Raw genomic sequence first — 23,262 nt, forward strand, 5'->3', positions numbered from 1 at the left:
ATTGTGTGCAAAGGTACGGATAACTGCCCTGAATTACAAGCTATAAGTAAAGGCTATAACGATTATTCGAGATATTTCGTTATTCTTCCACTTAGTTGGAGCAGGGAAATTTCACAGACTTTGGTGTTATATTCAGCAGACAAAATACGTTCTTCCGCATCAAGCAGGCTCTTTTGGGCTTCACGCATCTCGATGCCGGAGAGATCTCCCAGCAGATAACGTTCTTTGGCTATTTCATGGTTTTCACGGGCGGCAACCAGATTCTGGCGTTCCAAATTTAATAAACGTAAATTATTGCGATAGGCCTGCCACAGATTGCTTAAATCCGCTTTCAAGCCCAATTCCAGCTGTTCTCTTTCCAGTTGCGAGTTACGTATTTGCAGGCTGGCATTGCGCTTTTCACGGCGACGGTTACCATCCCATAGGTTAATGCCTACGGTAATTCCTCCGTTTAGTCCCCAATTGCTTCTCCGGCTGGTGGCGTTTGTTTCATATTTGTTGAATGTATAGCCATAACCGGCGTTCAATTTTACATAGGGATAATTACGGGATAGAACCTGACGGTAATCCAATTGGGCAATTGTTGTATTTTGATCAGCTTTCAGCAGGTTGGCATTCGTCTTGAGGGTGGATTCCCATAATTCATCGTAATTCAGCGCATCATTCACTGTTATAATGGAGTCATTGACACGTAGCGGTCGGTTGACTTCCTGTACGGCCATTAACTCGTTCAGGTTGATACGTGAGGTAACCACCAGTTCCTGTTGTTTCATATATTGTGCACTGTCTGCATTGAAGTCCACTTTGGCTTGTTGATAATCCAGCCGGGAAAAATTACCGATATGGTATCGTTCTTCTACAATGCGCAGGCGTTCTTTGGATAAAGACACAGCGTAAAGGAAGTTCTTCAGACGTATTTCCTGTTGTACATAATTATAGTATTCGGCAGTGAGTCCCGCTATGAAGTCTTCAAGGGTAATACGCGTGTTGGTTTCTCCCTGGCGTTCCAGTTCCTTCAGTTTTTTGTAGGTGGTGCTGATATTGAATCCGTCGAACAGAGTCCAGTTTACATCCAGTCCGGCCTTTAAGGTTTGGTCGTAGATGTTTCGTTCACTGGCTGTGGTGCCTGTACTTCTACTCTTGGTATCCGTATTGTCCAACGTTCCTGTATATCCGGCAGACAAATCAACAGTCGGCAGATAACCGGCATTTGCTAATGTGGCATTGTTATGGCTGATCTGTTCTTCATTACGGGTGATACGTATGGAATAATTGTTTGCAAGTCCTTCCTCCAGACATTTTTTCAGCGTATAAGGATATTGCGCATAGGTGGAAGCCACCCATGCAGTACAGATACATAAAGTTATAATGATTCGTTTCATACAGTTTCTGTTTTAACGTTTCGGTTGGTAGATATATAACTATAAATAGCCGGTACGATATACATGGTCAGGAAAGTAGATACTAACATTCCTCCCACAACAGCCGTACCCATGGCGATACGTTGGTTGGCGCCTTCTCCTGTTGCGAATGCCAGCGGGATCAAGCCTAATACGGTAGAGGCACTTGTCATGAGAATAGGGCGCAAGCGTTGCAAAGCGGCATCCCGTATGGCCTGCATCTTGTTTTCACCGGATTCTTGTTTCTGATTGGCAAATTCCACAATCAAGATACCATTCTTTGCTACCAGACCAATCAGCATAATAATACCGATTTGGCTGAATATGTTCATGGTAATGCCACCGGTATACATGAAAATCAGTGCTCCTGCAATGGCCAGAGGAACGGTAAGCATGATGATGAAAGGGTCCTTGAAACTTTCGAACTGTGCCGCCAGAATAAGATAGATAAGTATCAATGCCAGAATGAAAGCAAACATCAGGCTGGATGAACTTTCCCGATAGTCTTTGGAGTCTCCCGACAAGGCGGTACGGAAGGTTTCGTCCAAAGTCTGGGCGGCGATTTTATCCATTTCTTCCAAGCCTTGTCCGATGGTCTTTCCATCTGCCAGTCCGGCAGATACGGTAGCGGAAATAAAACGGTTGTAGTGGTACAATTTAGGAGGAGCTACGGATTCTACAAATTCTACCAGATTGTCCAATTGAATCATTTCCCCTTTGTCGCTTCGTATGTAAATAGATTTGATATTGGCCGGTGTATTACGTTGTTGGCGGTTTATCTGACCCAAAATCTCATATTGTTTTCCATTCATATAAAAATAGCCCATACGTTGTCCGCTGAGACCGTATTGCAGTGTTTCGGCTATATCACGCACGGTGGCTCCCATTGTACCTGCCTTATCACGGTTAATATTCACTCTCATTTCCGGGCTGCTGAACTTCAGGTCCACGTCCGCCATCTGGAAAGTAGGGTTGTCATATACTTTGCTTAAAAAAGCCGGTAATACTTTCTCCAGTTTTTCTATACTGACAGCTTGTAGTACATATTGTACGGGCATACTTCCTCTCCGTCCGCCGAAAGAAGACTGTTGTTGCACAAAGGCACGTGCTTTCGTCTTGTTGCGGATGGCCTGTGAGATACGTTCGGCAACTTCCATCTGGGTGTAATCACGATCTTTGATATCTTTCAATGTGATACGTATATTTCCACTGCCACTGGAAACACGTGCGGTTACAGATTCGGCATCGGGTATAATAGAATCTACCAGATTGTTGATATCTTCCGTATAATCACGGATGTATTCATAGCTGGCGCCTTCGGCTGCACGGGTATTGATACTTATTTGCGACCGGTCTTCCATCGGAGCCATTTCAGCGGGTATCTGGACCCAAAGTACTCCGATGGCTATCAACATAATCACTGTAACAGGTATTGCCCATATGCGTCTTTTAAGAAAAGCGTTCAGTGAACGGGCATATATGCGGTTCATACCTTCAAAGAAAGGCTCTGTCTTTTGGTAGAACCATCCCTGTTTTTCCCGTTTTATCAATAGCTTGGTTGCCAGCATAGGGGTGAACGTTAATGCGGCAAAGGAAGAAATGATGACCGAACCTGCCACAACGAAACTGAACTCACGGAACAGACGTCCGCTGGTTCCTTCCATAAATACGATGGGCAGGAACACTGCCACCAAGGTGATAGTGGTGGAGATAACAGCGAAGAAAATTTCTTTTGCCCCTTCTATTCCTGCTTCGAACGGACGCATACCTCGTTCTATGCGGATATAGATATTCTCTGTCATAACGATGGCGTCATCCACTACCAAACCTACGGACAATACCACCGCCAGCATGGTCAGCACATTGATGGAGAAACCTGCTATGTACATCACAAAGAAAGCTCCGATCAATGAAACCGGAATCACGATGCAGGGAATCAGTGTCACGCGCCAGTCGCGCAAGAACAGGAAAATGATGATGATAACCAGTACGAACGCTTCATACACCGTACTTTTTACTTCATCAATGGAAGCGCGGATAAACTTAGTGTTGTCAAAGCCATAGCTGTATTTCACATCGTCGGGCAAGTCCTTCTTCATCTGCTCCATACGCTGGTATACGGCATCGGCGATTTCGATATGGTTGGCACCGGGTTGTGGAATGACAACGACACCTACCATCGGCACTCCGTTCATTTTCATGTAACTCTTGATATCTGCCGGACCTAGTTCGGCGTAACCGATATCGCTGAAACGGACCACTCTTCCGCCTACTTCTTTTAATATGATGTTATTGAATTCTTTAGCGGTGTGCATTTGTCCCATGGTGCGTAAGGTCAATTCTACGGTATTACCTTCAATGCTGCCCGAGGGGAGTTCTATATTTTCATTGGTTATCGCGTTCTTTACATCTACCGGAGTAATACCATATCCTGCCATTTTGGTGGGGTCGAGCCATAGGCGCATGGAGTAACGTTTTTCTCCCCAAATAGATACGCTGCTTACATCCGAAATGGTTTGCAGTTGTTCTTTTACGGTCAAGTCTGCTATTTCACTCAGTTCCAACAGAGAGCGGCTGTCACTTTGGATAGCTACCATCAGGATAGGCGTTGCATCGGCATCAGCCTTGGATACAGTAGGAGGGTCACAGTCGCGTGGCAGGTAACGTTGTGCGCGGGACACTTTGTCGCGTACGTCATTGGCGGCAGTTTCCAAATCGACGGATAATTCAAATTCCACTGTGATACGGCATTGCCCTTGTTGGCTGACACTGGACAAAGAACGGATTCCCGGAATACCGTTGATGTTTTGTTCCAAAGGCTCGGTTATCTGATTCTCGATTACATCGGCATTGGCACCCGAGTAACTACAGGTAACAGAGATGATCGGATTATCTACTGAAGGATATTCGCGGACTCCCAATGTATTGTAACCGATCAGTCCGAAAAGTAATATGATGATGGTAAGCACGGTGGCAAGCACAGGCCTACGGATACTAAGTTCGGAAATATTCATAAAAGTATTTTTTTAGTTGTTAGTTAATGGCCTGAAGTTCCACAGGCATTCCCTTACGTAATTGCAGTGTACCCGATGTCAGGATGGTATCACCCACAGACAATCCTCGTACAATCTGTACTTCGGCTTCGGTACGAAGACCTATGATAACATCTACAGGGTCTGCAACTCCGCTACGATAAACAAATACTTTATTTTTACCCATTTCGGGGACAATCGCTTCGGATGGAATCGCTATCGCATCTTCTATTTCTTTTTGTTTTAATTGAATATCTGCATATCTGCCTGCCAGCAGTTCGCCGTTGCGGTTGGGGTAGATGGCACGGATGTTCAATGAATGGGTTTCCATATCTATACTGGATTCGGTTGCATAAACCTGTGCATGATAGGTATCCAGTTTTCCTTCTACTTTGAATTCCAGATTAGTCCCTTTTTTTATTTCCCGGGCATAACGTTCCGGTACAGCGAACTCTACTTTCAATGGAGTCACTTTGGTCAGTCTGGCTACTACAGTGGTGGGGGAGGCGTATGCTCCCGTACTGACCTGCCTCAATCCGATGATACCGTCGAATGGTGCGCGGAGTTCGGTCATGTCAATGTTGGCTTTGATATTTTCGATATCAGCGTTAAGGGTGGCAAGTTCGGTTTTTACCTGTTCGTATGCTTCTTTACTGACCGCATCTCGTTTTAACAGGGCGTTTTGGCGGAACACACGGTCTTCGGCTAAAGGTATTTGTGCTTCCAGACGTTTTAACTGAGCCTGTAACTGCCGGTCGTTTACTTTGGCAAGTAATTCTCCTCGTTTTACCAATGTGCCTTCTGTGAAAAAAATATCGGTGATCTTTCCGGAGGTTTCAAAAGACAGACTCACTTCTTCGTCAGGAACCAGGCGTCCGGTCACCAATATTTCATCTGTCAGCAAGTGTGGTTTTATGACTTGTGCATTGACTTTCAATGTGCGTTGCTTGTTTTCTTTAGGCAACGCGTCGGCGGCTGTCAGTTCTTCATTTTCGTGAGGGGTAAATTGATAGATGCCTAGTCCGGCCAAGCCGGCTCCGATTAATATAATGATGCCCCATTTGATTCGTTTGTTCATGTGCCTTTCTATATGGGTTTAATAAATACGTTAATGTAAGATTAGATAAAAAAACGTGGCGTTCAGTTTAAACGCCACGTTCTTTTTTAATATTTTTTTTCGTTTGCCAGTTTCCACATCGCAAGGAAAGAGGCTTTGGTTATATCGACTATCTTCAGCCAATTGATTTTCTGTGTTTCATCTCCCGGAAGGTGATAATCGGGATGGGCATCAGTGTGATACCATATAATAGGTATTCCCAGTTTGGCGAACGTGCCGTTGTCGCTGCCTCCCACCGGATTGTCCCAAGCCCGGTAGTCAGGGGATAACTGCAAGCGGTAATCCTCAATATCTTTTTTCAGCCAGTCACCGAAGGCCTGATGGGCTGCGGTATAGAAGTAAACGAAATAATCGGGCTGGTCCTCCCGGTTGTTACGTCCTATCATGTCATAGTTCAAATAGCCTTTTACCTTTTTAATATCCGGATAGTTCATGGCGAAATAACGGGAGCCCAGCAATCCCTTTTCCTCACCATCCCAAAAAGCGAAGATAACGGTACGTTCCGGCTGCTCGCCGGTAGCAAGAAAAGCACGGGCTACCTGTAATACGGCTTGAACGCCTGATGCATTATCATCTGCACCGTTATAAATCTGATCTCCTTCCAGCATCGGATCGTAGCCTATGTGGTCGTAATGTGCACCGATAATGACAATTTCATTTGGATTCTTTCCTTCTATTTTACCTAAGATATTACGTAATGCCAATTTTTGATATACCACTTTTTTCAGTTCCGCAATAGAATCGGGATGTACTTGCCAGCGTTTCCCTTTCACTTGCCGTTCAGCATGATACACGTCAAAGGGCTGTATATAGTCTCCGTCCAGTGGCTTTATTCCCATCTGTTTCAGGCAGGAAATGATATAATTGCCTGCAATGCGTCCACCTTTCCATCCGGCTTCGCGTCCTTCCAGTTCGTCACAGGCCAAAAAGCCGATATGTGCTTCGGCTGTGGCACGGTTAATGGTTTCTACTCCTTTTTTTTCAGGAGCTACTTTTTTAGGAGAAGCGGCATTCAGCCCGGTGGTGCATAATGCAAACAGTGCAATAGCTAAGAGGTGTTTTTTCATAAAGTTGTGGTTTTTAGTAAGCGGCGCGATACTTGCCTTCTTCCTTGTCTTCCAACATATTCAGGTAAGAAGTATAGCGTGACTCGCTGATTAGATGTTTCTCCACTGCATCGCGTACGGCGCATCCGGGCTCGTGCCTGTGGGTGCAGTTTCCATACTTGCAATGAGCGGAATATTCAAATATTTCTTTAAAGTAATGTCCTACTTCCTCTTCTTCCATATCGAATGTTCCGAAACCTTTGATACCCGGAGTGTCGATGATGTATCCGCCGCCGTCTACCGGGAACATTTCGGAAAAGGTTGTGGTATGCATTCCCTTGTTATGGTAATCGGATATTTCACCTGTTTTCAAAGTTTGTTCAGGTAAAATGGCGTTGATTAATGTTGATTTCCCTACTCCTGAGTTGCCGGAAAGCAAAGTGACCTTCCCTTCCAGGTCTTTTTTCACTTCATCTGTACCTATGTTGTTCAGTGCGGAAACTTTGAAGCAAGGGTAACCGATGTATGTGTACAGGTTTATCAGAGCATCCATATAGCGTGTATCATCCTCATTATACCTGTCTGTCTTATTGAATATCAGTTTGACGGGTACACGGTATGCTTCCGCGGTGGCTAGAAAACGGTCAATGAATATAGTTGAGGTTTCGGGATAATTAATTGTAACAATCAGCATACATTGATCCAGATTGGCAGCCAGTATGTGCGATTGTTTGGAAAGGTTGGAGGCGCGCCGGATGATATAGTTCTTGCGGTCTTCTATCTCACTGATGAAGGCGGTTCCTTCATTGTTGATAATGATTTGTACATAATCTCCTACAGCAATGGGATTGGTACTCCGAATACCCTTTAAACGGAAATTTCCTTTGATCTTGCATTCGATGGTACGTCCGTCTTCTGTTTTGACAAGATACCAGCTGCCTGTGTTTTTTATTACTAGTCCTTTCATAAATTAAAATGAAGAATGAAAAATGAAGAAAGAGGAATTGGATCGCACGGACAAAAGCAAGGCTGTGCAGGACAATTCTTCCTTCTTCATTATTATTGCTTCATTATTTTAAGTTCTTCATTAAACCGTCATAATTTCTTTATCTTTCTCTGCTAGAAGTTCTTCAATCTTCGCGATATATTTATCGTGTACTTTCTGAAGTTTGGCTTCCGCATTCTTTTGCTCGTCTTCGGGCATACCCTCTTTAACGGCCTTTTTCAGTGTGTCTATAGCGTCACGGCGTGCGTTGCGTATACTTACTTTTGCGGTTTCGCCTTCGCCTTTACATTGTTTGGCCAGTTGCTTGCGGCGTTCCTCTGTCAATGGCGGAATACCCAAACGGATAATTTCACCGTTGTTTTCGGGAGTGATGCCCAGATCAGAGTCCATGATAGCTTTTTCGATGATACGGAACATACTTTTGTCCCATGGCTTGATGGCGATACTGCGTGCATCGGGAGTAGTCACGGCAGCTACATTACTGATGGGAACCATGCTTCCATAAGAGTCAACACGAATGCCGTCCAGCAACCGGGTACTGGCTTTTCCTGCACGAATGTGCGCTAAGGCTTCTTCCAAATACATAACGGCCATGTCCATTTTCTCTTGTGCGTCGTTGATGCAAGTTTTTGCGTCTATCATACTGTTCTGTTATTTAAGTTGTTTATTGATTCGTTTTAAGTGAAACAAAAGTAATTTATTTTTTGATTATCTGCAATAAAAGAGAGATGATTTTATATTTCTAACGGCTCTTTACCTTATCATCACCAGTTTAAGTTGTTGGGGCTTTATTAAAAACAAATGAAAAGTTTTTGTGTTTTATCGGATAACAGCTATCTTTGTTTCTATCCCATAAGCAGAATTAGAAAACAATGAGAATATGGAAGAAAATTACAGACGATACCCCATAGGTATACAGAATTTTGAGCAGTTGCGTAACCGGAATTGTGTATATGTAGACAAGACCGAACTGGTTTACCGATTGGCTAACACGGACAGTGTGTATTTTCTGAGCCGTCCGCGGAGGTTTGGGAAAAGCTTGTTGGTGTCCACTCTTGAGGCTTACTTTCAAGGGAAAAAAGATTTGTTTAAGGGGCTGGCCATGGAGCGTCTGGAAAAGGACTGGAACGTGTATCCGGTATTCCATATTGATTTCAGTCTGACTAAATATACTACCCTGTTCGATTTGCAGGAACAGTTGAATCTGTTTTTACTTCGTTGTGAAAAGGTTTATGGGGCGGAAAAGGAGGAAAAGACTCCTGCTGCTCGTCTGCAAGGTATGATCCGTCGTGCGTATGAACAGACCGGTCTGCCGGTCGTTGTCCTGATTGACGAATACGACGCTCCTCTTTTGGACAGTAATTCCAACATCCCCTTGCAGCAGGAGCTTCGGAATGAACTGCGTAAGTTTTTCAGTCCTCTCAAGGGATTGGGGCAATACCTTCGTTTCCTCTTTATCACGGGAATCAGCAAGTTCAGCCAGATGAGCATCTTCAGTGAGCTGAATAATTTGAAGAACATCAGTATGCGGGATGACTTCAGCGCGATATGCGGCATCACCGAGCGGGAGTTGCTGGACGAGCTTCGTCCGGACATTGAGCGGATGGCTTTGGCGAACGGCGAGACGTATGAAGCTGCCTGTGCGCATCTGAAGCGGCAGTATGACGGGTATCATTTCAGCAAGCATTGTGAGGATATTTACAATCCTTTTAGTCTGTTCAATGCCTTTGATGCAAAGGAGTACAAGAATTTCTGGTTCTCTACCGGCACTCCTACTTTCTTGATTGATTTGTTGCAGGAAACGGATTTTGACGTGCGCCAGCTGGAGGGGGTGGAGGCTACAGACGAGCAGTTTGATGCCCCGACGGAACGTGTAACTAGTCCTATCCCCGTTTTATATCAAAGTGGTTACCTGACGATCAAGGGATATGATCCCGAGTTCCAGGTGTACCGGCTGGCCTATCCCAACGGGGAGGTGCGTAAAGGTTTCATCGAGTCCCTGTTGCCCGCTTACCTTGAGTTGCCGGGTCAGAGCAGTACTTTTTATGTCGTTTCCTTCATTCGCGATCTTCGTAAGGGAGATATAGAGAGCTGCTTGGAACGTACGCGTTCTTTCTTTGCTTCCATTCCCAATGATTTGGAGAACAAGACGGAGAAGCATTACCAGACCATCTTTTATTTGTTGTTCCGTCTGATGGGGATGTATGTGGACAGCGAGGTGAAAAGTGCGGTGGGGCGTGCGGATGTGGTCATAAAGATGCAGGATGCCATTTATGTGCTGGAATTTAAATATGACGGTACGGCCCGGGAGGCATTGGCGCAGATAAACAGCAGGCTGTATGCTGTTCCTTATCGCAAGGATGGCAGGCGCATCGTGAAGGTGGGGATTAATTTCGACAGTGCCACCCGTACTATCGGGGACTGGGTGATAGAAGTGGAAGATACGGTGGATAATTTGTAGCTTGCAGGCGGAGTGACATTTCGAAGGTGGCTGTCTGCTTTTGATGAATACTTAAGCCTTTTTCCCCTGTATACTAAGTCTTTTCTACTGCATGATTAAGCTTTTTCATACGGTAACCTACTACAGACTCCGATAATGGACTGTATAAACTATTGTAGTGGACCGTACGGTCTGATGTAACAGACTGTACAGTCTACTGACGGAGTCTGTAGTAGGTTACCGCATGAAAGGCCTTAACTGTACGGAAGAACCCCCTTAATCTACGGGGAGAATACTTTTATAGGCAAGATTGTTATTTTTTTATCATCTGTCTGAAGATTGCTTTTCTTTGGAAAGGAGAATAAGAAGGTTGCCCTTTTGAAGTAAATCTGGCCGGTAAGCATTATCTTTGCATTAAAAAAGATGATAACTTTATATTTAGCCCGTCACGGGCAGACAGAAGAGAATATCGCCCGTATTTTCCAAGGACATATGCCGGGCACGCTGACTGTTGAAGGAATAGCACAGGCTGAAGCGCTGCGTGATACTTTGCGGAATATCTCTTTGGATGCAGTGGTCAGTAGTGATTTGAAACGGTGTGTGGATACGGCCCGTATCGCGGTGGAAGGTCGGAACCTGCCTTGGGAGAAAACGGTCTTGTTGCGTGAAATCGATTGGGGGAGTTGGACAGGTCTTGCCATTAAAGAAGTTGATTTGCAACATTTTCCGGCAGATGTGGAAACGGAGGCAATGCTGTATGAGCGTGCGGGGCGTTTTGTGGACTACTTGAAAGAGCGATATGATGGAAAACAGGTGTTGGCAGTCGGGCATGGACTGATAAACAGGGCGGTACAGGCACACATTCAAGGAGTGACTTTGGAACATTTACGTAGTGTGCCAAAGATGAATAATGCGGAACTACGCCGGTTCAAGTTAACGTAATTCCGCATTGAATAACACGTGGTTATTGCAAAGTGATTCCCATGATTCCTATCACCACATCATTGGACAGGGTTTCCAGGGTCAGCCTTTTTAGTTCCTTGGAATGATCCAAAGGAATATCGAGCAATATGCCTGCACCACCTTCTATCTCACGTCCATATACACCAGTGATGTTGAGTTCCTTACCCAGATCACGGCTTACTTTACCGCTTTTCAAGTGCAGACGGTACGGCCGGGGAGCAGTTGCTTGGAATGCTTTGCCGTCCACATAGAAATCTTGTTCTATAGGACACCAGTTGTCCGGATTGGTCAACTCCGTTGCTTGGGAAGTTCCGTCTGCATAGTGTATGCGTATTATTCCATTGGCAATGTGGCACTGCATGTGGTTGGTACTTCCCGCCATCAGCAGATAAGCATGTGAGGCAGTGCCTGATAGTGAGATGGTGGAACTGTCCGGGTAATTATCCCATAGGGAGGTGAAAAGAATGTTGTTTCCTTTTTCTTTCAGACGGAAGGGGATGCCTAAAGACGTTTGGAAAGTATCATGATGTACAAGACTGCGTAATCCCGAGTCGTCTATGGTAGCACTCAGCAGCGGATGACACCATTCTCCTATTCCCTGTGTGGGAAGTTGCAACGTAGTGTATGGAGACCGGGGAGACAAGTATTCATTTTGATATATATCGGTGACGGAAGCATTCAGTTGCCGGTCAAAATCAACCATCCGGCATTTTTCGGGACGGATATCTGCAAAGTCTGTATAGGAGGGGGATTCCCAGACGTTCTCTATATAGATATTAACAGGTTGCCACCAATCCATTTCTCCCTGATGGGTGTAAACAAAGAAAGTGTGGTGTCCCGGTTCACCTTTTATCTGTGCGTTGAAAGCGGTGGCTTCCACAGTGTGATTTGCTAAAACGCTCTGAGGATCATATACTTGGGAGATGGATGCTCCCGAAGGTATTTGCAAAGCCAACTTCCCGTTTGAAGTGATGACTGGTTCTTGGACTGCCAACGTGTGAAGTGGTGCTCCTTCCCATTCGATGGTAATGGTGGTTGAAGATGTTCCTTCCGCCTGGATTGAAAGAAGAGGATAGCCATGGGCCGATTCGATGGATTGCCATGTGGCAGGGACACCGTTCACTTTTACTGAACGGATCTTCTCTTTTCTGGCATTGACGTGCAATACCGGATGGAGAGGAGTCTGGAACCGTTGTGTGATATGATAGGTATCCGTATCTTCTTTCCGGGTAAAGCGATAGTTTATATCGGGAGTGCTGACGGAAGCCTTGTCCCAGTCGTCCGGGAAGCCCGGCCGGAGGATGATTTGCTGGTTCAGGGCATCCGGCAGGATACCGAACAGACCTTGGATCAGTACTCGTGAAGCGACTCCGATGGGATCACCGAAATCGCGGTAGCATTCTCCGCGTGCGGCATCATAGAAGCTGATCTGGCCGAAGTTACCCGGACTGTCTCCTAGATACATGCCGTCCAGAACAGAACTTTTCAAAAGTTTGTATCCGGCGTCGGCACGTCCGGCCTGGAAGTATGACAATGCGGTATGCATCACTTCGGCAAAGGCGACATTATTGATGCTCCATGAGTAGGGCAGCCAGTTGGTGGTGGCGATAGTGGCATAGCCATTCTCTTTTAATCCATGGGCCGTGACGGGGATATGAGGAATGGACGTGTCTACATAACGGGTAGCTTGATAGGCTTGGAACGGATTGGCTGTCTCGCTGTCTATAGCATGATAAATGGTCCATACAGCGGCACTTTCGTGTACTCGCTTGTGACCCATAAAATCTTGATATTCCGCCCAATGTCCTTTGTCGGGAAGCCATAGCCTCTCGTTCATGGCTTTCAGAATCTTTTCGGCTTCGTTGCGGTAAGGAGTGGGATCTTCGCCTATCTTTTCTGCCAATTGAGCCGCTGTCTTGTTGGCACGGTAGTTATAAGCCGATGAATGGGTGACTGCTCCGCTATTGTAATAAAGGGCGTCACTGGCCCAAATGCAGGCGTACGCGTCATACAGCCCGTCGTTATCCGGGTCGTAGTTCAGCTTTTCCCATGTGAGGTGACGGGTGATGACAGGCCACATTTGGCGGACATAATCCAAGTCCCCCGTCCACTTGAAATGCCATAACAATTCGTCTATGTAGCAAAGGTTCATGTCGTAGTGGTGCATCTGATTATTGCGGTGCGGATTACGGCAGATGTATCCGTTACTGTATTGGGGTGTACCCCATTTCTTGACGGAACGTGCCAGATGCAGGGCGGAATCTTGTGCCGGATGGGGGAAGGTGTTGGGCACTTCGGTGACCTGACTTGCCGCGTATGCGTTGAAATGGGTCCGGGCACGGTCATGCCATCCCAAAACATCGCCGGTATAGGCGGCTCGCCAGCCACTGAGGGGCATTCGCCAGCCTATGGCACCGTGTAGCCACACTTCGCCGTCCCAGATTCCATCGGCAGCCATAGCCAGCGTGCCTCCTAAGGTGTTGAAATAAGGGTCGGGTGTTTCAATGCGGATGCGTGAGGCTGTTTCGGAGCGGGCGGCTTCTGCCTTTTTAAACAGGTTTTCGCCTTCGGCAGTCGTCAGTGTGCGTAGTTCCTGGTTTTCCAATAGAATATAAAGTGTTCCGTCTATCTGCACCGGGAAGGATTGTAACTGTTGAGGCTGGAGAGGAGCTTCGAAACTGTCGGCAGGGTCGGCTCCCATGTCTCCGTTACGGTTTAGTTTGGAATTACGTATCTCTGAAATGGATGCCAGTAGAACGGGATGGAATTCCTTGAAATTCCGGGCGTTGAATTGCCAGATGGCCCCTTCTTTATCGGGAAGTGCCCATGTGGTAATGGATAAGCTTCCGCCTCCGAAAGCCGGATCAGATAAACTGTAGCTGCGGCGTCCCGCTGTATAACGGGACTCGCAGTGTTCGGTAGAGTCAAGGGCTACCGTGCCTCCGGAGGTTTGCAGTTTAAAGCAGATGTGCTTCGGATTCTCCTTGGTATAAGCAGCGAATACGGGCCGGTCGCTTGTTTCCAGCCGGAATGCTGTGTGGCTGCCGTATAAGGCACGGGTAAAGCGATTCTTACCGTTGATGCAGACAAAATCGTCTCCGTCAGGGGTATATTGCAGGCTTCGGGTGGCATTCCGGCGATGTTCGTTGTACGAAGTGGATTCTATGAAATCACCTATCTTTTGTGGCTGCTTGGTTTGTCCTGCGCCGGAAACGCTACCGATGCCCAACAGGCATAGAAGTAAATATGTCGTTTTCATGATAATAACTGCTAACTCCTGTTCTTACGGTAACGGCTGTAACCCTTCCCAGCGTACATTCCATTTGCCATCTTTCGGAAATCCGGGATTGTTTCCTTCCGATCCGTCCCATCCGGCGCACATCATGGCGACTGTGGTCAGTAATCCACCGTTGCCGGGCAGGTAAATACGCAGACGCCCGTCCTGGTAATTGTGACCGTTTACCAGATAGGTGTTGGTACGCTTGTCCATCAATAATGCGCTGACCGCCTTTTCGGGCTCACCCATTCGGGCGGCATTCATGGCTGTCATCGGATAATCCCAGCCCCAGGTCTTGTCCCAGTTCCAGTTATCCCAAATCCAGTGCAGGGTGTTTTTCATATATCCGGCATGAATCAGCTGATTCATGGGCAGGATGCCGACAGCGCCCAGCACTGCCATGTGGTCTGAGGTAAAACGGATATCTTTATAGGTATCCACCGCGGTCTCGGCTGCCAGATACAGCTGTTCGTCGTTGTATGCCAGCGGAGATAATTTCTCTATCAGCACATCCCATTCGGGTACACGTTCCATCCCTGTACGTTCACGCCATGTTTGGGCGACTTGCATGGCGAAATGCCAGTACGAAAGTTCAAAAGGCGGATTGACAGTTTCGGCGGCGCGCAACGTTTCCTGTGCGGGGATAGCGCCTTTCAAGACATAACGGTCGTGCTCTTCCTCGTATGTGGCGAATGAATACATGAATTCGGCGGTTTCCTGTATCAGGCTATTGTATTTTTTCAGCAGTTCTTCCGATGGATTAGCCCGATAGAGCAATTCTGCCAGGTAGATGAGATGAGGCTGTTGCCAGATCAGGAAGCTGCCTACTTTAGAGGGGGCTTCCGTACCGCTGGGATCAGTCATTTTCATCCATCGTATGCCTTTGAAACCTTGTCTTTCCGCTATCTGGCGGGCTATGGGTTCCACGGTTTCATACCAGGATAAAGTGCGGTCCAGCAATTCGGGATGTCCCCATAAGGCGAATTGTGCCTGATGCCACCAGATCATTTCCAAATGGAATTTCCCGAACCAGGAGTTGTAAGTCAGTCCGGTTTCCTGTGGCGGGGTTGATCCGGCGCATTGGATGGCGAGCAGATATTGGCTTAATACGACCCGGCGTTCCAATTCTTTGGCACGGACATCCGTACATTGTGAGAAGTCGGCGACAGCTCCCTGTGTCCAGTAATTTTGCCAATGTCCGGAAGAGGCTTGTTGTACTTCCGCAAAAGTCAGGATGGGAGAAGCGGACGCTTGCGGTGTGAATTGGCAGGTGAATGTAAATACACTGTCCGTTGGCGTGAGTACGAAATAGTTTGCACTTTTTTCCCTCAGCTTCGCAGCGCCTTCCCAACTGATTGTTACATAATAGGTGGTTGCGTCGAGTGTTCTTTTTAACACGGCCGATTGTGCATCTTCACTGACCAGGGTCGTGCTATGCTTATCATTCGCCTCCCAATTACAAGCATCGTCACAGTGACCGCCCGTGGGATAGGGGAAGTGAAACTTGATGCCGGCAGGTTGTCGGGCCGACAGGCGTGCGGCAATCATGTCACGCTCCGGATGGCAGACTGTCTGAATGTGGTAGGGAGTTTCTTTGAGGGTGAACCGGCTGTTGATGATACCGTTCCACATATCCAGTGATTGCTGTATGTTTTGCACATCCGAGGGACGTACTTCATTTTCTAATTCAAGTCCGATGATACCCAGATGCAGGCGGTGTGGGTTTACACGATACCAGTCGGATGCTTCCTTTGCTCTGCCGGGTTCTTTGGGTTGGGTGGCATATAGCTCTTTGTGCCCGTGGCCGAAGTCATACTCCACCAAGGCTTCCTCCGGTTTATAGTTTTCGGGATTTCCGAAGCTGTGCCATCCCCATTGGCTTTGTGTACCCAGTGGAACTCCGTTTTTATAGACTTCGGGAAAAGTCTGCAATCCTGTAGCATCTACCGTGTAGGCAAATTCTCCGTTTCCTACCGACAGGGAGGATAATGAATCCATGGCAGTTACTTCCGGATTATTGCGTGTTACCAGTGCATGGCGGTCTATGGCTTCCTCTTGGGGAGAGGTGCAAGCGGCCAATGCAAACATTGTCAGAGCATAAATGGTGTGTTTCATTGTATATAGCTAATTTAAAAAGATGGATAATTCTGTTGTTTATGCGATATGATTCTATTTGCCAAGTTGCAGGCAACCCATGATGAAAGGACCGGTAGCTTTGACATCGTTGTCACGCATCTTTTCGCCAATGTAATATTCAAAGCTTCCGTCGCGGTAAGGAGTGCCGCCCAGTCCGCCTACTTGACAGCAACGGGTCAGCGTCAGAGTTCCGTCGGGGTTTTCGCGAAGCAATGTTTTCTTTAATCCGTTGAAGGCTTTTTCCGCGATGGTCCGGTATCGGGCGTCTATATATCCTTTGTTCACCGCTTTGGCATAAGTATACATACATTGGGTGGTTACGGATGCTTCGGGAAAATTACCTTCACGTTCGGGCTGGTCTATTACCTGATACCATAGCCCGTCTCTTTGATAGTTGGGCAGGCTTTCTGCCAAACCTTGAATCCAACTGATAAGCGAGGCACGGCCGGGGTGGTTGTCGGGAATATAGTCCAGTACATCTACCATGGCCATGAACCACCAGCCTATACTGCGTCCCCAGAAGTTAGGTGAAGTACCGTCTTGCGGATTTGCCCAACGTTGGGATTTGCTCTCGTCCCAGGCATGATGATATAATCCGGTTTCCGGTGAATAGGTATGTTTGTGGCAAAGTGTGAATTGTTTTACCGCCTCATCAATCAGATCAGGACGGTTGAATTCCGCTCCATAGCGGGCTAGGAAAGGAGAAGCCATATAAAGTCCGTCCAGCCACATCTGATGTTGATAGATCAATTTATGCCAGAAGCCACCTTCCAGCGTACGTGGTTGTCTTTTGAGTTGTTCGACCAGCAGGTCCATGGCTGCTTTATATTTTTCTTTGCCTGTTTCTTTATAGAGGTCGAACAGTACTTTTCCTGAATTGATGTAATCCAAGTTGTAAGTTGACATATCATAGAGGTGGATTTCTCCTTTTTCGTTAATCAAACTATCCGCCCATTCCTCAACATACGTAAAGTAACGTTTGTCACCGGTATTTTTCCACATATCCAGCATGGCGCAGCAGCCTACTCCTTGTGAATACCCGAAAAAGAGCCGTTTGCCATGATCCAGCTGATAAGCTTTGGGAAAGCGGAGCATCTCAGAGTCGGCAAAGCGCCGGGCATACGAGTCGGAAGATATGCCGGGAAGGGTTGTGGGGACTGTAGGGAGAGGGGCTACACATACTTCTCCACTGTACGGAATTGCTTTTTGGGCTTGGAGAGACATGGGAGCCATGCAGGCAGTCAATAAACAGATGTAACAGTAATTTTTCATGGTATTTCCTGTCGTTTTTATAGTCTTTGAATGATTTACATTTTTTGCTGATGTAAAAATAGGCTAATTAACGCTATAAGTCCATGAATAATTGTTCATTTAGATGGAAAATCTATCGGTTGAGTCTCTTTTTTAAGGAATATGTGTCAATAAAGAACGAATTTGTGGAAAAAATGGTAAGACAGAGAAAAACTGTTCACCCATCTGTCATTTAGAAGGAAATAAGGAATGACAAATGGATGAACTTGATGAGAAAATCAGTTGTGTACCAGTGTTCCTATATTTTCACCGGTCATTACTTTTTTCAGGTTACCTACTGTGTCCATGTCGAAAACGATAATGGGCAGGTTGTTTTCCTTGCACATGCAGGTTGCTGTAAGATCCATTACTTTCAAACCGCGCTTCAATACCTCATCGTAGGTGATATCGTCAAATTTCGTAGCAGTGGGGTCTTTTTCCGGATCAGCTGTATAAATGCCGTCCACGCGTGTTCCTTTCAACATCACATCGGCTTCTATCTCGATACCACGCAGGGAAGACCCGGTATCGGTAGTAAAAAACGGATTGCCTGTTCCGGCAGACATAATCACAACTTCTCCGTTTTCCATCGCTTCAATCGCTTTCCATTTGTTGTAAAACTCACCGATGGGTTCCATGCGGATAGCTGTCAATACACGTGCCTTGACTCCGGCCGCTCCCAATGCGGAACTCAATCCCAAGCTGTTGATAACGGTTGCCAACATCCCCATTTGGTCACCTTTTACACGGTCAAAACCTTTGGAAGCTCCGCTCAGCCCCCGGAAGATGTTTCCACCACCGATTACAATACCTATTTGTACGCCAAGGTCGTGTATTTCCTTGATTTGTTGCGCATATTCACCCAGACGTTTTTCGTCTATACCATATTGCTTTTCGCCCATCAGGCTTTCGCCGCTCAGCTTCAGTAGAATTCTTTTAAATCTTGCCATATTGGTTTGTCTTTTAGTTTTTTGCAAAGATAAAAATATTAATCTTTTTTACTTGTTTTATATCCTAAAATATTTCTTCCCATGACTCCTTGCATTACTCCGCGAAGTAGAAGATAGGTAATGAATGCCATCCATAAAGCGTGATTGCCCATTGTCCCCCGGAAACCATAGTAAATAAGAAAGAAACTGACAGAGGCTACTATCATAGCTTTCAGCATCAGATGGGTGGCTGTCGCACCGATGAATATTCCATCGAACAAAAAAGCAGAGAAGCCTGCCAAAGGAATGGCAAGTACCCAATAAAAATAACTTTCGGAAGCATGAATGACAGTTGTTTCGTCAGTCAGTAATCCGAGAAAGGATTGTCCCCCTATACTATATAATAAGGTGAAAGCAAGCGATAATCCTACTCCCCAGCCGAATAGTTGGCGAACCGTCGTGTGGAGTGCTTTCTGATTATTGGCTCCGATATATCTTCCTGCCAATGCTTCTCCGGCGTATGCGAAGCCGTCCATAATGTAGGAGAATAAAGTGAATAATTGCATAAGTAATGTATTGACCGCCAACACCACTTCTCCTTGTGCCGCACCAGCCGAGGTGAAAAAGACAGTAACCGCTACCAGGCAGATGGTACGGAAAAAGATATCCCTGTTTACTTGGAAGAAACGGTACATGGCCTGTTTGTCAAAGAAGGAATGCCATTCTATGCGTTTCCGCAGGGTGCTGTAGTAGCGTAACCACAACAAATATGCCATGACTAGCCCGGCATATTGTGCAGTTAACGTTCCGATGGCGACACCTTCTATTTTCATTCCTAATCCATATACAAGAAGAAGACTGACCGCAATGTTCACTATATTTTGTGTGATGGCTATATACATGGGGAAACGGGAATTTTGCATACCGATATACCAGCCGGCAAAACTGTAAAGCCCTAATACAGCCGGTGCTCCCCAAATACAGATATAGAAATAGAGGGACGCCAGATGTTCTACTTCTTCAGTCGTTTGGATAAAGGTGAAGGCGGTTCTTTCTATAGGATATTGCAAGGCTAGCAAAGTAAATGCAATGAATAATCCTACTCCGACGGAACGGAGTAGTAACCGGGTGACTTCATTCAGGTCGTGCCTGCCGTATGCTTGTGAAGTCATGCCGCTGGTTCCCATACGCAGAAAACCGAAAATCCAGTAGATGATGTTGAAAAGCATTCCGCCTACAGCTATCGCTCCGATGTAGGCGGCAGAGCCCAAATGACCTACAATAGTAACATCAATCAAGCCCAACAGAGGAACTGTAATGTTTGAAACGATAGAAGGGATGGCTATTTGAAGTATTTTTTTGTTTCCGTTATTAAGTTGAATCATGAGTGTAGATTGATAGAGATGGATACAAAGGTACTCTCTTTCTCATAAATAACCAATGAAAATTTAAATTTGAATTGAAAATAGTTGTTGTTTAAGATGATATATCATTGGAATATAGATATATTTGCGGTTATTAAAATGATCAAAACAGGAGAATTATGAAAGAGAATTTTCAAATCCATATTTGGTTGGGCTTATTGTTATGTCTGTTAGGCATGTCATGTTCGGATGATACTCCGGCTAAAGGAGATGACCCGGGAAATGGTAACACGGAGTTGGAAGTCAATGAGTGGATAGAGAGTGTCATGCGCAGTGATTATTTGTGGAATAACGACATTCCTGCTCAAAATAAGTTGGATTTCTCTGCTGATCCCCAAACATTCTTTAGATCTATGCTCAGTTTGAAAGATGGAAAGACGAGAAACGGAAAGCATCTTTATTATTATTCTTATATGGAGAAGAATAAAGATTATAAAGCACGTACCAGCATTGATGCGGATGATACTTATGGTATGGAGTTTACTTTATTTAATGTTGTAAACGATAGTAATCAACCTTTAGGATATTATTATGCCCGTATTCTGTATGTTCTTCCTAATAGTCCGGCATCAAGTGCAGGTTTGGAAAGAGGGGATTGGATCGTGGGTGTTAAAGGAAGAAATAATATTAATTCCGATAATTATGGAATCTTATTAAATGGAGATAGGACTCAATGGCTCGTCAAACGTGGCGATACAGAGGTCAGAACTATTGATATAGAAGCTTCCCGGGCCGTGGAGGACAATCCCTTGTTCTATCACAATGTATATACTCGGGGAGATAAGAAGATTGGGTATTTGGTTTATAATCATTTTACTTCCGGACCGAATGGATATTCGGATCGTACCTATGATGAGGAAATGAAGAAGATATTCGCCGGATTTCAGGCGCAAGGTGTGAATGAATTTGTGCTGGACTTGCGCTATAATGGAGGTGGATATGAGAATTCTGCTAATATGCTCGCAGGACTCCTCATTCCAGAAGCTTCTCGAAAAAAGGTGTTTGCTGTTTTCTCTGACAATAAGGGACAATCCTATTCCAATGATTTTTGTGTGGAAACGAAAGGAACGGCAGGTTACTTGAAACTTAATTCCAATCGAATTTATATATTGACAAGCCAAAGTACGGCTTCTTCTTCGGAAGTCGTTATTAACAGTCTCAACCCATTTATGGATGTTATCCTTATTGGCGAATTGACAGAAGGGAAAAATGTAGGAATGGAGATGCAAAAGAATGATAAATATGAATGGATATATTGGCCTATCACATTGAGAGTGACTAATGCGGTGAATGATGACTACAGTGCTGGTTTTAAACCGGATATAGAATGGAATGAGTATGATTTGACTCAGAATCCGACAGATGCTTTATTACCATTGGGTGATCCGGATGAATTCATGCTGGGTAAGGCCATCTCCTTGATCACAGGAATAAACCGGTCAGCCAGAAGCATGAATACGTTAGGGATATTCAGTAAATGTCTCTAAAAAATAAGATGGCATATGAAGATGATAGGGCATGACCATTTCATATGCCATTCTTATTGTCATTTTTCCGTGCTTTCTCACATACTTCTATCCGACAGGACATGACGTTCCGGAAGAAGTCTGATGACCTCTTCTGATTCTGTGAGTAAAATCATATCATGCTGCTTTAGCTGTTTTGTTTCTGATTTTTTCTATCATCAGTATGGCATTTGCCGTATGTATTCCAAAGAAAATCCACAGTATTTCCGTCTTCCTGTTTCTGGCCTTTATCCTTGAGAGCGAGTAATGTTGCTTTTGAGTGCCGAAGCTTCCTTCAAGCCGTGTTGCCCTTTCTTTTGAGAGTTCGCTTCTAAGCACCTTCCTCAAAGGCTCATCTTTGGCCGCCCTTCCCTTGCGCACAAAGGATGTGGATATCCCATATTTTGTACAGAACTTTCTGTTGGCATTATTGGCATATATGGAATCGGCAGCCACACATCTTACCCTTACATTCATAAGCTTCTGCTGCATACGGATACAGTCCTTCAAGCGTATACCCTCATTGAATGCCTTGAACGAGAGGTGTTCGATGAACGATATGCCGTCTATCTGTATATTATTGACCTTTGCACCGAACTCGACGGACTTGTTTTCCTTGCCTCTGACGATGGGACGTACATAATGACGGTCAATGCTGACGATGCGGTCACTGACTTTCCGCCCTTCAAACATTTCCTTTTCTTGTACAAGCACCTTTCTGATGATGGAAAGACGCTTATGATAATCCTGGGTATATCGGAGTAAAGCACCGTACTCGCTATGGATCCCATCCCTTTGACTGAGGAGCTTTTCAAGAAGCTTGATCATACGGCGCTTAAGCATTCTTGTCCTTGAAGCTCTCCTCTTTCTTTTCTTGCAGTAGGACAGATAGGATTCCGCCACATTCCTGTATTTGTTGCGCGGACGCCTTATGCCCAACTCCCTGCAATGCCGGCATATATGCCTGTAGAGCCATTCGAGGCTTTCCCAAAGGAGTTTCATGTCCGTAGGAAAACGCATGTGGCTTTCATAGCATGTGGCATCGGTCATGCAGACGTGAAGGTTATCAAGATAAGGTTTCCAGTGTGAAGCCAGGAGCTCCTGGAAAGAATCAATGTCAAGGCGGGATGCTATCTCATTACGGATGGCACTGACTATCTTGAAGTTGGTTATGGGAAGGGACGGGGGAATCATAATTCCACAGAAAATCTGGTAGTGTATGTTCCCGTTCAGATGTTCCACCAGTTGCCTGTCGGAGAATCCGGTGTATGCCTTCAGGACCATAAGGGCGATCTTTGCGGAAGGACTGAATCTGTTCCTGCGTCCCAGGCGCCGGTCCGACAGGCCGGCGGCTTTTGCCATACATTCAAACGGAAAGACCGAATGAAGCTTGCCAAGCTCACTCTCATTAAAACTCTTGCGGTATTTTTCCAGAATATCAAATTCTGTAAAACCCAAAGTAGGGTGAATTTCTGAAATATTCACTATCTTTGCCATATCTTATTAGTTTGGATATTTCCCCCGTTTTGGCCGTCAAATCTTATTTTCGGGGGAATACCTAAAGATACAAAAAAGCCAACTAATTCGCAATACTTTGTGTATGAATTAGTTGGCTGATTTTGTAATATTTAATGAATGTCCCTACGTTATCCCAACCGATTATGAGGGGGGAATCTGTGTATCAATCGACAGAACGT

15 protein-coding genes are annotated in these 23,262 nt (G+C 45.6%); 3 read left to right on the top strand and 12 right to left on the bottom strand.

The genetic code is table 11. From position 1 onward, the window contains the following. Positions 1 to 62 precede the first annotated feature (62 nt). The 6 genes from BVU_RS09435 to frr all read right to left on the bottom strand — a co-directional run bounded on the left by BVU_RS09435 (position 63) and on the right by frr (position 8,243). On the bottom strand, positions 63 to 1,382 hold the full coding sequence (locus BVU_RS09435; protein ID WP_005839834.1) for a TolC family protein: 1,320 nt from the start codon (positions 1,380 to 1,382) through the stop codon (positions 63 to 65). Continuing rightward, complete coding sequence (locus BVU_RS09440) at positions 1,379 to 4,414, bottom strand: efflux RND transporter permease subunit (RefSeq protein ID WP_011965367.1); 3,036 nt, start codon at positions 4,412 to 4,414, stop codon at positions 1,379 to 1,381. Before BVU_RS09440 ends, BVU_RS09435 begins: the two co-directional genes overlap by 4 nt. Positions 4,415 to 4,433: 19 nt before the next feature. Further along, complete coding sequence (locus BVU_RS09445) at positions 4,434 to 5,510, bottom strand: efflux RND transporter periplasmic adaptor subunit (RefSeq protein ID WP_005849123.1); 1,077 nt, start codon at positions 5,508 to 5,510, stop codon at positions 4,434 to 4,436. Between the two features lie 86 nt (positions 5,511 to 5,596). Beyond that, positions 5,597 to 6,616, bottom strand: a complete 1,020-nt coding sequence (locus tag BVU_RS09450; RefSeq protein WP_011965368.1) for a M28 family metallopeptidase — start codon at positions 6,614 to 6,616, stop codon at positions 5,597 to 5,599. A gap of 13 nt (positions 6,617 to 6,629) precedes the next feature. Continuing rightward, the gene (rsgA, locus tag BVU_RS09455; RefSeq protein WP_005839841.1) at positions 6,630 to 7,562 is read right to left on the bottom strand and encodes a ribosome small subunit-dependent GTPase A; all 933 of its coding nucleotides are present in this window, start codon (positions 7,560 to 7,562) and stop codon (positions 6,630 to 6,632) included. Positions 7,563 to 7,682: 120 nt separating this feature from the next. After that, a complete protein-coding gene (frr, locus tag BVU_RS09460; protein WP_005839846.1) occupies positions 7,683 to 8,243 on the bottom strand; it encodes a ribosome recycling factor in 561 nt (186 codons plus the stop codon). A 238-nt stretch (positions 8,244 to 8,481) separates the two neighbouring features. On the opposite strand from frr, the gene BVU_RS09465 reads away from it, so the two are divergent. Beyond that, positions 8,482 to 10,062 carry an ATP-binding protein gene (locus BVU_RS09465; protein WP_005839848.1) on the top strand — a complete coding sequence of 527 codons (1,581 nt, stop codon included), beginning with the start codon at positions 8,482 to 8,484 and terminating at the stop codon, positions 10,060 to 10,062. A 402-nt stretch (positions 10,063 to 10,464) separates the two neighbouring features. Beyond that, complete coding sequence (locus BVU_RS09470; protein ID WP_005839851.1) at positions 10,465 to 10,983, top strand: histidine phosphatase family protein; 519 nt, start codon at positions 10,465 to 10,467, stop codon at positions 10,981 to 10,983. 22 nt (positions 10,984 to 11,005) lie between these two features. On the opposite strand, the gene BVU_RS09475 is transcribed toward BVU_RS09470, so the two are convergent. The 5 genes from BVU_RS09475 to BVU_RS09495 all read right to left on the bottom strand — a co-directional run bounded on the left by BVU_RS09475 (position 11,006) and on the right by BVU_RS09495 (position 20,021). Further along, complete coding sequence (locus BVU_RS09475; protein WP_011965369.1) at positions 11,006 to 14,263, bottom strand: DUF4450 domain-containing protein; 3,258 nt, start codon at positions 14,261 to 14,263, stop codon at positions 11,006 to 11,008. A 24-nt stretch (positions 14,264 to 14,287) separates the two neighbouring features. Beyond that, on the bottom strand, positions 14,288 to 16,396 hold the full coding sequence (locus tag BVU_RS09480; protein WP_005839855.1) for a glycoside hydrolase N-terminal domain-containing protein: 2,109 nt from the start codon (positions 16,394 to 16,396) through the stop codon (positions 14,288 to 14,290). Positions 16,397 to 16,450: 54 nt separating this feature from the next. Further along, on the bottom strand, positions 16,451 to 17,689 hold the full coding sequence (locus BVU_RS09485) for a glycoside hydrolase family 88/105 protein (RefSeq protein ID WP_005839857.1): 1,239 nt from the start codon (positions 17,687 to 17,689) through the stop codon (positions 16,451 to 16,453). 257 nt (positions 17,690 to 17,946) lie between these two features. Beyond that, on the bottom strand, positions 17,947 to 18,657 hold the full coding sequence (gene pyrH, locus BVU_RS09490; protein ID WP_005839859.1) for a UMP kinase: 711 nt from the start codon (positions 18,655 to 18,657) through the stop codon (positions 17,947 to 17,949). A 38-nt stretch (positions 18,658 to 18,695) separates the two neighbouring features. After that, positions 18,696 to 20,021, bottom strand: coding sequence for an MATE family efflux transporter (locus tag BVU_RS09495; RefSeq protein WP_005839861.1), 1,326 nt, complete (start codon positions 20,019 to 20,021; stop codon positions 18,696 to 18,698). 158 nt (positions 20,022 to 20,179) lie between these two features. Between BVU_RS09495 and BVU_RS09500 the strand changes: the two genes are divergently transcribed. Continuing rightward, complete coding sequence (locus BVU_RS09500) at positions 20,180 to 21,547, top strand: S41 family peptidase (protein WP_011965370.1); 1,368 nt, start codon at positions 20,180 to 20,182, stop codon at positions 21,545 to 21,547. Positions 21,548 to 21,703: 156 nt separating this feature from the next. Here the strand turns inward: BVU_RS09500 and BVU_RS09505 are convergent, their stop codons facing one another. Beyond that, positions 21,704 to 23,062 carry a transposase gene (locus BVU_RS09505; protein ID WP_011965174.1) on the bottom strand — a complete coding sequence of 453 codons (1,359 nt, stop codon included), beginning with the start codon at positions 23,060 to 23,062 and terminating at the stop codon, positions 21,704 to 21,706. Positions 23,063 to 23,262 lie beyond the last annotated feature (200 nt).

Source organism: Phocaeicola vulgatus ATCC 8482 (assembly GCF_000012825.1).
In the GTDB taxonomy this organism is placed as follows: Bacteria; Bacteroidota; Bacteroidia; order Bacteroidales; family Bacteroidaceae; genus Phocaeicola; species Phocaeicola vulgatus.